This is a genomic window from Mesorhizobium silamurunense (assembly GCF_014843905.1).
GTDB lineage: Bacteria > Pseudomonadota > Alphaproteobacteria > Rhizobiales > Rhizobiaceae > Mesorhizobium > Mesorhizobium silamurunense.
On the sequence record NZ_LPVS01000247.1, the window covers coordinates 1 to 11,867 of the forward strand.

An 11,867-nucleotide genomic window follows, 5' to 3' on the forward strand; every position below is an offset into this window, starting at 1 on the left:
GATGGGCCAGAACGAACTTCAAACCGGATTAGATCAAAGGGGCAAGGTCAGAAGGTGTCGCAGGCAGCCCACGCTGCCTTGTTGATCTCGGCTTGTGTTACGCGACCAGTTGCCATGATGCCCCCTTCGAATCGGCTCGAATACATCAGCCCGCATCACCCTTTGCAATCTCAAACGCACAAGGCATTCTGCGGCAGGGAGGGCGAAAGAATGAAAATCTACGCAAAGTACTTCCATGGGTTCGATCCGATCGATTGGCCCGCAGTGACCTTCAGTTTGGAAGCTGCGGCCCAGTCTCTAGTCGAAGGATATGAACCGGGAAGCAGGATGGTGTTCTTAGCCACCAGAGGAGCCCCGGATAACTCGATGCGCGGCAAGATCGTCGGGATGATGGAGTTCGGTCAAGAAAGGGGGCGGGTAGAGCAGTATTTTACAGATGCAATGATTGCGGCAGGGACGGAGCGTTACGGGACGTTTCAGTGGCCATGGGCGGTGAAGGCACTTAGGGCTTGGCAATTCGACGAGCCGTATTCCCTGACACGGGCCATACTCGGCAAAGTCCCGATGAAGGCCATCCGCCATCCATGGCTTTTGCCGGCCAAGCTTGCAAGCAGGGTGTTGAGGCTCCCACACCACGAGGTCCCATTGTCTAGGCCCTTCACGATGTCTAGCAGCGAGCTAAGAAAGGTCCAGCGACGAACCTCCTACAGGCGATCTAAGGGACCTCCCCCAACCAGCTATGAGGCACTGGTCATTAGAAGTTGCGACGGCCCGTGCTTCACCTATCTGTTGAGGTTTGGCGCCCGCGATATTTGGAAAATCGGGATCAGCATCGATCCTGATCGCCGATTAGCCGAAATCAACGCTCACGTCCCGACAGAAGTTCTGGATGAGCAATGGCAGATTGAGCGACTTGCTCGCTTCGAGAACGCCATGACAGCATACGATGTCGAGCAGGCGATGCTGGATCACTTCCGCTCCAATCGAACAATAGGCGAGCGCATCTCGCTCCCATTGGCCCAAGTCTCTGCGGGTTGGGATGCCATGGTTAGCGTAGAGGGGCGGCTGGCGAATGCATGAGAATTTTCGGGCGACGGTTGAAACGCTGGTGCCATCATTCAACCGACTTCTAGAGATGCATCCTATTGTTGGCGAGCGTTTCCCACCGGTGCATCTGCCACCGGACGGACGCCTTCGAGGGGTATATCTGCTCACGGAAGGTGGCTGCCACCTCTATGTCGGACGCACGAACGACATCGTCGGCCGGTTCTACGCACATCGTCGGGAAAGCTCCGGCGACGGGGTCGCCCCGTTCGCGTATCGGCTGGCATGCCTAACGAGCGGGCGAACCGGCAGGTCTTACGTCAAGGGTCATCCCGACACCCGCGCCGAAAAGATGAGGGATCTGGATTTCCAGAAGCATTTTTCCGCCGCGAAGGCCCGAATTCGAAACATGGCCTTCCGGTATGTGGTCGAACCGGACCCGGTCAATCAAGCAATTCTGGAGGTCTACTGCGCCGTCGCTTTAGAAACACCCCACAACACGTTCGACAACCATTAGCGAAATTACGGAGCGCTCAACGTTCAGCGAAGGGGGAATTATGGGATGGGAATCAGTCGCGGCGCTAGCTGCCGTGTTGTTCGGTACGACGACGGTCATTCAATCCTATCTAGCTCTGCGGACTGACAGGCACTTTCGGGACGCGGAAAAGAAAGATCGTGAGCGCCAGCGTGACACGGAAATGACACGGTGGGGCAGCGAGGTGATTGACGTCATGGCGGAGATCGAAACCGCGTGTGCACCGCTATCAAAGGAGGACGCATATGGCGCGGTTGCAACTGAAATTCTCAGCCATCGCGCAAGTGCTTTGGTGGATAGAGGTCGGCTATTTTTTCCGAATGTTCAATCTGGGGACAGCTCCCCGGCTGATGAGGGTGTACGAGTACGAGTCTTAGATCAGGTTCTGAAGGCCTGCTACGTCGCAAGACATCTGACAGTCCATGGCCGAAGCCGAGGTCTAGAACTGAGGCAACAAGTCTGGCAGGCTCGAGGGAAATTTGTCTCACTGTTACAGAACGAAATGGCTGGCTCGCTCCGACAGGTTGGCGAAGAGAGCAAAGGTGATCACGTGCCCGTTGATCCCCTAACCTGGGTGCCGGCTCCACGGATTTTGAGACTTCCAGGGCGGACCTGATGGTGGCCGCCACCTATCGTCGGCTCGACGCGATGTTGGCAACGCCACCGTGAGTAGGCCGCCTCCGCTGGCCGCCAGACGAGCCGGAGTTGCGCGGGCCGCGATCATACCGCGAACCCCACCGCGCCGCCGAGAGTGAGCACCCGCGTTCGACGCTCATTTCCTTCCCCAGGCTCGCGATGGCCGCCTTGGTGGCGACTTATTGCATGATCCCCTCGGCGTTCCGGCCCCGTTGGCCTTTCGTGACAGCCCCACCGGGGGAAGCCCGCGCCCTGCCACGAAAATTTGAGACTTCGCGTGAGCTACCCTTTGGGGTGATCCGGGTTGCGGCGAGCGTCCGAGGGTGAGCGGCTTCTAGGCCTGCTGGCAGGCGGGCTTTCGCTTGCCGCCTCATAATCCAATTGGGATTGTAAACTCAGCACAAGTAACTAAATTCCGGCTTGGGGTTGGGGGCTGCAGAATTGTGGTTGCGCTGGATACTTGGGTTACTAGTAGCCCCGATTTGTTTGGCGCTGTTGGCAGTTTGGGCCGACGCGGACCTCCAGAACAAGACGTTTGTCGAAGAGTCGCCCACTATCTGGTCGCTTCTTGGTTACATACTGACGTATTGGGGATTCTGCCTCTCAGGAATCGCGGCCTATGAGGTCACGCGGCTTTCCCGCCGATATGTCGGCCGTACCCGAATGCCCGAACTCAGAAAAAGCCTGGGTGCCGACACCTCGGTATTTCTTGGCAAAGCCGACGCACCTATTGCAGAACTGTTGTCCGATGGAGTGGTGGCTCGCTTGTCAGCGAATTTGCGGGCTGTCAAATCACACCCGCAAGGCGCTTCTGTTAGGACCGCCACGACGGATGCTGTCGCGGCCTTGAAACGCTTTAAGAAGGTTGCGACCAAAACGGCCGACTCTGGAGCGCCTATCTCGCAAAACGTTGGTGGGTTCTGGGCGGTTCACATGGCTCTCGAAGAGCTTGATGTCGAGATAGATAACTACCTGCGTGATGAGCGGAAGAGAAAAGATGTACAGTGACCGCGAATGGGTGAAGGCGATCTCTAAACTGACGCGACTCACGATCGAGCGAAAGGTCGTCTGGGAACTCATCGACGACTATCCTTTGAGCGATACACGACGCCTTGATCGAGCCTTCCGCACTACCCAGGAGGGAAAGACATACATTGTCTTCTCGTTCGAGCAACAGCTTTGGACGGATGAAGAAACCTACGTTTGGGATGATCGCTACGGGTTCGATATTTGGCAAGCAAGTGTAATCAACACCATGGAGTATAGAATTGCCTCCAGCCCCAGTGTGGCGGCAATTAATAACCTTTTCAAATCAGTGGAAGGTCAATTTGCACAGGACCAAAACGCGCTAGGATTCCTTCTGACGGATGACGACGACGCCTAATAGCTCTGTGTAGCACCATTGTGTTATGGGGGCTCGGCATAGCGCCGCCGATCTCCTCGCCTACCCGCCCTTCGGCAACTCCAATAGCGGCTCAATCTTTCGCATCTCGGTCGCAAGCCCAGGCAGCATGACATCGGAGGAGCCGTACTTGGCGTGGACCGCCTGGGTGGAATGCCCCGCAAGATACTCCGCCGCGCTCCCCTCAAGCCCATAGCGCCGGGATAGGCCGACGAAGAGGTGGCGTAGGCCGTGGTTAGGGGACAGCCCAGGCCTCACCAGACCCACCGCCTTGCTCCGCACCCACCGCCCCATGAGGGACGTAGCGCCATCCCTGAAGAGCTGGCCCTGAGGAGCCGCCTCCACCCACGCCAGGAATCCCTCCGCCTCCAATGCCGAATGGACCGGGATGCGCCTCTCGCTGTTTGCTGTCTTGAGGGAGCGCTTGCCGGCGCTGGTCACCTTGAAGAACCAGAGGTCCTCCGCCTGGAAGAAGTCGGACTTCCTGAGAGTGTTCGCCTCACTGATCCGCAGGCCGGCATAGAGGCACAGCCAGGGCAGCCACCGCTTGCTTGCATCCTCCTCCCTCCGGGCCGCTAGCAGAACCGTGCGGGCTTCCTCCAGAGTATAGGACGTCTCGTCTGCCGGCTTCTCCATATAGCTGGGCAGCTCTACTCGCCCCGAGACTGTCTCCGCCTGGGCCATGGCGTCCCGGTGGTCCCGCTGCTTTTTGCCCCAGTTGATGATGGTCCCGATGGCCACCAGCCTGTCAGCAACCGTGCGGTTCGAGACCCCGGCCTCCTCCTGCATGGCATCCAGCCACGCCTCGACCTCGGGGACGGTCACGGTGGCCGCATCGTCAGAGCCGCGATGGGCAGCGAATGTCTCCGCGATACGCTTGTACTTCTTGACCGTCTTCTCGCGCATCGGCCTGGAGCCCTGCCCGGCCTTCCGCTTAGTGGCCTGAGTGTCGATGATCGCCTCGAAGGTGACCCCCTTGCTACCGCCTCTCGGTGTTGGCGTTGTCTGGATAAAGGACGGAGCGTCATCCAGCTCGGGAACCGGCCGGTAGCGGCCCGCGCGGCGCTCTTCGAGAGCGAGCCCAACGGCGGCCATCTTGTGCGCCATCTGGAGGTTCAAGAGACGGCGGGTCTCGGCGTCGACATGCAGGCCCCGTGCCAGGAGAGCCTCGTCGGACTGCTCTCCGTGCATAGCCTCAAGCCCGGCCACAAAGTCTGGAGCGAGCGCCTTGCGGAGAGCTGGGTGTGTGCCGAGGAGGCGAAGGGTCAGGCTGCCACGGTCATCCTCGCCCGCCGAAAGGTAACGCTTGAGGTCCGCCAACAGGGCCTCCCGCTCGGCAATGGGCAGCGCGGCAATGCTCCGGGCGAAGCTGCCATCATCGCCAATTGGCAGGGGCACCTGGCCCGCAACCGGGGGAGCGTCGAAGGGGTCTGCCTCATGTGCGGTGAGGAATGCCCTTGCCCGCTCCGCCGCGAGAGCGACAAGTTGCTGGTGGCTGAGCCGCTGGGGGCCCGTGTCAAGGAGACCCTGCCAGGCCTCCAGGAGTTGCTCCCAGGTGTCTAATCTCTTGCGGTAATTGCGGGTCGCCTCGCCCCTATCCCGCGCCCCGAGCGACTTGGTGAACTCTTGGCTTCCGCCGATCCCGGTGGCCCCCAGCTTCAGCAAATCGTCGCGCCGATCCCAGAGACGCTGGGGGATTCGGAACTTGCCTTGCCAAACCTCAGAGCCTTTGCGCTTGGACAGACCCCGCATTCTCCACCGACTTCCAGCCATACCAGAGCATATCCCCATAACAGTCCGAATTGACGGAAGCCATGGAAAACTCTAAGTTTTTGATGCTGCTTCGAAAAAGGCTGGTGCTGCGAGAGAGGATTGAACTCTCGACCTCTCCCTTACCAAGGGAGTGCTCTACCACTGAGCTACCGCAGCCTGCGATGGCGGCGCTTCTGCCATAACGAACCGGCAAGCGCAAGGCCAAGAAAACCTTAAAACGACGCAGGTCGTTGTCGCAAAACCGCTTCGCAGTTTTGGGCGACATGTATTGACTGCCGCGGCTGTGAAAGCCGCTTCCAAGCAGGTTTTCATGACATGGCGACGCCACAATGTTAACTATGCCTGAACCACAGCCGGCTAGCCGCTGGCCGGAACGGGACGATGAACGACAAGGCAAATCCACCGAAAAAGGGCGGCGGCGAGCGTAAGGACCGGCTCGCCGAAGCGTTGCGCGCCAACCTGCAGAAACGCAAGGCGCAGGCGCGCTCCCGGCGCGCCGGCGACGCTGACAAGCAGCGCGCTTGCGACGCTGACAGGCAGCGCGCCTGCGATCCGGATCAGCAGCCGGAAGGACTGCCGTCTGCTGGAAAAATGCAGAAAAGGTAACCCAAATCAGCCACACTGGCTGTCCACACTTGGTCCACAGATGGGGAAATCCTATTTCTTGAACCGCACCGGCCAATAGTCTAGAGCCGGGCATACTCAACCGATTGAAACCGGCCCGTCCGGGCCGAGGGGACGTTTTCCATGGATCGCATCAGAATTGTCGGCGGCAATAAGCTTGCCGGAAGCATTCCGATCTCGGGCGCCAAGAACGCGGCGCTGCCTCTGATGATCGCCTCGCTGCTCACCGACGATACGCTGACGCTCGAAAACGTGCCGCATCTGGCCGATGTCGAGCAATTGATCCGCATCCTCGGCAATCATGGCGTCGACTATTCGGTCAACGGCCGCCGCGAGAAGCAGCAGAAAGGCTATTCGCGCACCATCAATTTCTCCGCCCGCAACATCGTCGACACCACCGCTCCTTATGAGCTGGTGTCGAAGATGCGCGCCTCCTTCTGGGTGATCGGCCCGCTGCTTGCCCGCATGGGCGAGGCCAAGGTGTCGCTGCCCGGCGGCTGCGCCATCGGTACCCGCCCGGTCGACCTGTTCCTCGAGGGCCTGCAGGCGCTGGGCGCCGAGCTCGACGTCGACAACGGCTACGTCATCGCCAAGACGAAGAATGGCCGTCTCCACGGCAATCGCTACGTGTTCCCGAAAGTGTCGGTCGGTGCCACGCATGTGCTGATGATGGCGGCCTCGCTCGCCAAGGGCGAGACGGTGCTCGAAAACGCCGCCCGCGAGCCGGAGATCGTCAACCTCGCCGAATGCCTGATCGCCATGGGCGCCAAGATCCATGGCGCCGGCACCTCCACCATCACCATCGAGGGTGTCGAGGCGCTGTCGGGGGCACGGGTCCGCGTCATTCCCGACCGCATCGAGACCGGCACCTACGCCATGGCGGTGGCGATGACCGGCGGCGACGTCGTGCTCGAAGGCGCGCGACCCGACCTGTTGCAGACCGCGCTCGACGTTCTTGTCGAGACCGGCGCGGAGATCACGCCCACCAACGAGGGCATCCGCGTCAAGCGCAACGGCGCCGGCATCGCACCGGTCGACGTGACGACCGCGCCCTTCCCCGCCTTCCCGACCGACCTGCAGGCGCAGTTCATGGGCCTGATGACGATGGCCAAGGGCAAGTCGCGCATCACCGAGACGATCTTCGAGAACCGCTTCATGCATGTGCAGGAGCTTGCCCGCCTCGGCGCCCACATCACGCTGTCGGGCCAGACGGCGATCGTCGACGGCATCGCCAGGCTCAAGGGCGCGCCGGTCATGGCGACTGACCTGCGCGCCTCGGTTTCGCTGGTCATCGCCGGCCTTGCCGCCGAGGGCGAGACCGTGGTCAACCGCGTCTATCACCTCGACCGCGGCTTCGAGCGGCTGGAAGAGAAGCTCTCCGGCTGCGGCGCGGTGATCGAGCGGATTTCGGGCTAAAGGAGCCGGTGCGGCCGCGCGTCGGTTGCGCAGAGCGGAAAGACCCACTAGAGCCTGTTCGTCCCGATCAAATCGGGGCGAAACAGGCTCTAATCTTTTTGTTTGAGCATGATCTTTGCGGAAAACCGGTTTCCACTTTTCGGGATCATGCTCTAACAGAACTTTGAATTGTCAACGTTCAGGTGCGCATTCCGCATGGCCGCTCTCAAGCTCATCGCGCTCGACGACCAGGATCTGAGCATCGTCTCGGCCCATGTCCAGGACGCCGTGATGAAGGTCTCCGACCTCGAATACCTGCCGGCGGCCAAACGCTTTGTGCTGACCATGAACCGCTTCGTCTGGGAGGCGAAATCCGGCTTCCTGCGCCAGCACAATGAGCGGCGCCAGAGTATTTTGCATTTCGACCGCGTGCTCGGCGCCAAGACCAGCGGCATTGCCCGCGACAAGCCGGCTGAGGTGCTTTCGCTGCTGGCGATCAGCTTCGTTGCAATCAGCAAGCCGGCCGGCATCATCGAGCTGGTGTTTTCCGGAGGCGGCACGATCATGCTCGACGTCGAGTGCATCGAGGCGCGGCTTGCCGATATCGGCGGCTCCTGGGAAGCCACCTCACGCCCTGTTCACAGGACCTGAGCACAGACAATGGCCATCACGCTTAGCCAAACCGACGCCGATTTCGAGCAGCGCTTTTCGGCATTCCTCACCACCAAGCGGGAGGTGTCGGCCGATGTCGAGGCGGTGGTGCGCGACATCATCGCGCGGGTGCGCGCCGAGGGCGACAAGGCGCTCACCGACTACACGCTGAAATTCGACAAGGCCGATCTGAGCAGGCTCGGCATCGCCGTTTCCAAGGACGATATCGCCAAGGCTTATGCCGCCGCCAATCCTGCAACGATCGAGGCGCTCGAATTCGCGCGCGACCGCATCCGCTCGCATCACGAGCGGCAGAAGCCGAAGGACGACCGGTACACGGACGCCGCCGGCGTCGAGCTCGGCTCGCGCTGGACGGCAATCGAGGCGGTCGGCCTCTATGTGCCCGGCGGCACGGCCAGCTATCCGAGCTCGGTGCTGATGAATGCCGTCCCGGCCAAGGTCGCCGGCGTCGAGCGCATCGTGATCGTGGTGCCGGCCTCGGGCGGCGCCATCAATCCGCTGGTTCTGGTCGCGGCCGACCTTGCCGGCGTTTCCGAGATCTACCGCGTCGGCGGGGCGCAAGCGGTCGCCGCGCTCGCCTACGGCACCGAGACGATCAGGCCGGTCGCCAAGATCGTCGGGCCGGGAAACGCCTATGTCGCGGCGGCCAAGCGCCAGGTGTTCGGCACCGTCGGCATCGACATGATCGCCGGGCCGTCGGAAGTCCTTGTCGTCGCGGATGCGGACAACGACCCGGACTGGATCGCCGCCGATCTGCTGGCGCAAGCCGAGCATGACGCGTCGGCGCAGTCGATCCTGATCACCGACAATGGCGATTTCGGCAAGGCGGTGGAGCAAGCGGTCGAACGCCAGCTCAAAGTTCTGCCCCGCGCCGAGACGGCTGCGGCAAGCTGGCGCGATTTCGGGGCAGTCATCCTGGTGCCGGCAATCGAAGCCTCGCTGCCGCTGGTCGATCGGATCGCGGCCGAGCATGTCGAGCTCGCCTTCGACGACGCCGAGAACTTTCTCGCCAGGATGCGCAATGCCGGCGCCGTCTTCATCGGCCGCCACACGCCGGAAGTCATCGGCGACTATGTCGGCGGCTCCAACCATGTGCTGCCGACGGCGCGCTCGGCGCGTTTCTCCTCGGGCTTGTCCGTGCTCGATTTCGTCAAGCGCACGTCGATCCTGAAGCTCGGGCCGGAACAGCTCAAGGCGCTGGCGCCGGCGGCGATCGCGCTCGCCGAGGCGGAAGGGCTCGACGCGCACGCGCGCTCCGTGGCGATCAGGCTGAACATGTAGCGATGTCCGGCCACCACCAAAACCGCGACAGGCTGATCGACGTCGAGCTCGACGAATCGATCGGACGTTCGACGCCCGATGTCGAGCACGAGCGGGCGGTGGCGATCTTCGACCTGATCGAGGAAAACAGCTTCCGGCCGGTCAACGACGGCGGCGCCGGCCCATACAGGCTGAAGCTGTCGCTGGCCGAGCAGCGCCTGGTGTTTGCCGTCAGCCGCCAGGATGGCGCCGACGTGGTCACCCACATCCTGTCGCTGACGCCACTCAGGCGCATCGTCAAGGACTATTACCTGATCTGCGAAAGCTATTACGAGGCCATCCGCTCCTCGACGCCCAGCCATATCGAGGCGATCGACATGGGCCGACGCGGCCTGCACAATGAAGGCTCGCAAACGCTGAAGGACCGGCTCGCCGGCAAGATCGAGATCGATTTCGATACGGCGCGCCGGCTGTTCACGCTGGTCTGTGTGCTGCACTGGCGGGGCTAGATCAGGATGACGTTTCGTTGAATCGCCATCCTGATCTAACTCTTTGTTGGAGCATGATCTTCTCCAAAAACCGGTTCCCACTTTTCGGGATCATGCTCTTTTGTCGGAGCATGATCTTCTCCGAAAACCGGTTCCCACTTTTCGGGATCATGCTCTAGTGCTGGCCGGGCTGCCGCATTCGATCCTGTTTTTGTGCGGCATGAACGCCGTGCGCTCGCCGATGGCCGAGCAATTGGCGCGACGGCTGCTACCCGCCACCACTTTCGTCGCGTCGGCCGGCGTGCGCAGCGGCGAGCGCGACCCCTTCGTCGACGCCGTGCTTGCCGAAGAAGGCCTTACGCTCGGCGAGCGGCAGCCGAGGACGCTGGACGAGCTGGAAGACGATTATTTCGACCTGATCGTGACGCTGGCACCGGAAGCGCATCACGCCGCGCTCGAGCTCACCCGGTCGCTCGCCGTCGAAGTCGAGTACTGGCCGATGCCCGATCCGACCGACACCGGCGGCACGCGCGAGCACATAATGGCCGCCTATCGCGATGTGCGCGAGCGCCTGAAAGCGCGCATAAGCCGACGTTTTTCGCTTCCAGAGGCAAAAAACGCGACGGATTAAGCATGTTCACAAGCAGGCGATTATCATATAGGTTCCGCCGCGAATTCCGGCCGGCCGCCGGAACCTCCATCCAAGCAAAGGTATCGAATGCCGAAGGAAGAAGTCCTCGAGTTTCCAGGTGTGGTCACGGAACTGCTGCCCAATGCGATGTTCCGCGTGAAGCTCGAAAATGAGCACGAGATCATCGCCCACACGGCCGGCCGCATGCGCAAGAACCGTATCCGCGTGCTGACCGGCGACAAGGTCCTGGTCGAGATGACGCCTTACGACCTGACCAAGGGCCGCATTACCTACCGTTTCAAGTAACAGCCCGGCGCGAACCGCGATGAGCAACCTGCAGAAGCTCGTGCTTGCCTCGGGTTCGCCGCGCCGCATCGAGCTGTTGCAGCAGGCCGGCATCGAGCCGGACCGCGTGCTGCCCGCCGATGTCGACGAGACGCCGCTGCGCGCCGAGCATCCGCGCTCGCTGGCGAAGCGCCTTTCCAAGGACAAGGCCGAGAAGGCGCTGGCTTCGCTGAAAAGCGAAGACGACCATGCGCCGGTCTTCATCCTCGCCGCCGACACGGTGGTGGCGGTCGGGCGCCGCATCCTGCCCAAGGCCGAGACGATCGACGACGCCGTGAACTGCCTCGGTCTGCTTTCCGGCCGCTCGCACCGTGTCTATTCCGGCATCTGCCTGATCACCCCGAGCGGCAAGCTCAGGCAGCGGCTGGTGGAGACGAGAGTTCGCTTCAAGCGGCTGCCGCGCGAGGAGATCGACGCCTATATCGCGTCGGGCGAATGGCGCGGCAAGGCCGGCGGCTATGCCGTGCAGGGCCTCGCCGGCTCCTTCGTCGTCAAGATGGTCGGCTCCTACACCAATGTGGTCGGCCTGCCGCTTTACGAGAGTGTCGCGCTGCTTTCCGGCGAGGGCTTCAAGGCGCACAAGAACTGGCACGTCGCGCGGCCATGAGCCCGGACGAAAAAGTAACGCCGCTCAGGCCAAAGCGTCCCTGCCCGGAATGCGGCAAGCCTTCCGTGCGCGAGTACTATCCGTTCTGTTCGGCGCGCTGCAAGGACATCGACCTCAATCGCTGGCTGAAAGGCGCCTATGTCATCCCCGGCCGCGACGAAGAGGAAGAAGACGAAGGCTCGCAGCAGGCCCCCTCGCCCAAAGACGAAGAGTGAGGGCACGCGGCAATTGGCCGTTTTCCGGCGATTTTTCTTTCCCGACGAAATCGACACCTAAGCGCTGGACAGGCCGAATTCCCATGCTATAACCCACGCGCTTTCAAGGGGTGCCGCCCGGCGCTCCGGTGAAACCCGGCGGGCGATCCCGTTAGCCGGCACAGGCCCAGATAGCTCAGTTGGTAGAGCAGCGGACTGAAAATCCGCGTGTCGGTGGTTCGAATCCGCCTCTGGGCACCA

Annotated in this window: 14 protein-coding genes and 2 tRNA genes; 14 read left to right on the forward strand and 2 right to left on the reverse strand. The window is 61.7% G+C overall.

All coding sequences use genetic code 11. The features are described from left to right. Positions 1-210: 210 nt before the first annotated feature. From AU465_RS34015 to AU465_RS34030, 4 genes are all read left to right on the forward strand, one after another. Positions 211-1,080 carry a GIY-YIG nuclease family protein gene (locus tag AU465_RS34015; RefSeq protein WP_192257527.1) on the forward strand — a complete coding sequence of 290 codons (870 nt, stop codon included), beginning with the start codon at positions 211-213 and terminating at the stop codon, positions 1,078-1,080. Beyond that, positions 1,073-1,561, forward strand: a complete 489-nt coding sequence (locus AU465_RS34020) for a hypothetical protein (RefSeq protein ID WP_192257529.1) — start codon at positions 1,073-1,075, stop codon at positions 1,559-1,561. The genes AU465_RS34015 and AU465_RS34020 overlap by 8 nt, the downstream gene beginning before the upstream one ends. Positions 1,562-2,662: 1,101 nt before the next feature. Beyond that, positions 2,663-3,223, forward strand: coding sequence for a hypothetical protein (locus AU465_RS34025; RefSeq protein ID WP_192257531.1), 561 nt, complete (start codon positions 2,663-2,665; stop codon positions 3,221-3,223). Then, the gene (locus tag AU465_RS34030; protein WP_192257533.1) at positions 3,213-3,599 is read left to right on the forward strand and encodes a hypothetical protein; all 387 of its coding nucleotides are present in this window, start codon (positions 3,213-3,215) and stop codon (positions 3,597-3,599) included. Before AU465_RS34025 ends, AU465_RS34030 begins: the two co-directional genes overlap by 11 nt. A gap of 60 nt (positions 3,600-3,659) precedes the next feature. Here the strand turns inward: AU465_RS34030 and AU465_RS34035 are convergent, their stop codons facing one another. After that, a complete protein-coding gene (locus tag AU465_RS34035; protein ID WP_192257535.1) occupies positions 3,660-5,369 on the reverse strand; it encodes a site-specific integrase in 1,710 nt (569 codons plus the stop codon). A gap of 102 nt (positions 5,370-5,471) precedes the next feature. Then, positions 5,472-5,546: transfer RNA gene (locus AU465_RS34040), tRNA-Thr, on the reverse strand. A gap of 225 nt (positions 5,547-5,771) precedes the next feature. Between AU465_RS34040 and AU465_RS34045 the strand changes: the two genes are divergently transcribed. From AU465_RS34045 to AU465_RS34090, 10 genes are all read left to right on the forward strand, one after another. Beyond that, positions 5,772-5,996, forward strand: a complete 225-nt coding sequence (locus tag AU465_RS34045) for a hypothetical protein (RefSeq protein WP_192257537.1) — start codon at positions 5,772-5,774, stop codon at positions 5,994-5,996. A 141-nt stretch (positions 5,997-6,137) separates the two neighbouring features. Further along, entirely contained in the window at positions 6,138-7,430 is a 1,293-nt protein-coding gene (gene murA / locus AU465_RS34050; RefSeq protein ID WP_192257539.1) for a UDP-N-acetylglucosamine 1-carboxyvinyltransferase, read from the forward strand. A gap of 195 nt (positions 7,431-7,625) precedes the next feature. Then, entirely contained in the window at positions 7,626-8,060 is a 435-nt protein-coding gene (locus AU465_RS34055) for a DUF2948 family protein (RefSeq protein ID WP_192257541.1), read from the forward strand. Between the two features lie 9 nt (positions 8,061-8,069). Beyond that, the gene (hisD, locus tag AU465_RS34060) at positions 8,070-9,362 is read left to right on the forward strand and encodes a histidinol dehydrogenase (protein ID WP_192257543.1); all 1,293 of its coding nucleotides are present in this window, start codon (positions 8,070-8,072) and stop codon (positions 9,360-9,362) included. A 2-nt stretch (positions 9,363-9,364) separates the two neighbouring features. Then, complete coding sequence (locus tag AU465_RS34065) at positions 9,365-9,850, forward strand: UPF0262 family protein (protein WP_192257545.1); 486 nt, start codon at positions 9,365-9,367, stop codon at positions 9,848-9,850. Positions 9,851-10,007: 157 nt separating this feature from the next. After that, complete coding sequence (locus tag AU465_RS34070) at positions 10,008-10,460, forward strand: arsenate-mycothiol transferase ArsC (protein ID WP_312891355.1); 453 nt, start codon at positions 10,008-10,010, stop codon at positions 10,458-10,460. 87 nt (positions 10,461-10,547) lie between these two features. Continuing rightward, entirely contained in the window at positions 10,548-10,766 is a 219-nt protein-coding gene (infA, locus tag AU465_RS34075) for a translation initiation factor IF-1 (RefSeq protein ID WP_006200926.1), read from the forward strand. 19 nt (positions 10,767-10,785) lie between these two features. Further along, the gene (locus tag AU465_RS34080) at positions 10,786-11,412 is read left to right on the forward strand and encodes a Maf-like protein (RefSeq protein ID WP_192257547.1); all 627 of its coding nucleotides are present in this window, start codon (positions 10,786-10,788) and stop codon (positions 11,410-11,412) included. Continuing rightward, the gene (yacG, locus tag AU465_RS34085; protein WP_192257549.1) at positions 11,409-11,627 is read left to right on the forward strand and encodes a DNA gyrase inhibitor YacG; all 219 of its coding nucleotides are present in this window, start codon (positions 11,409-11,411) and stop codon (positions 11,625-11,627) included. Before AU465_RS34080 ends, yacG begins: the two co-directional genes overlap by 4 nt. Positions 11,628-11,791: 164 nt before the next feature. Beyond that, positions 11,792-11,867: transfer RNA gene (locus tag AU465_RS34090), tRNA-Phe, on the forward strand.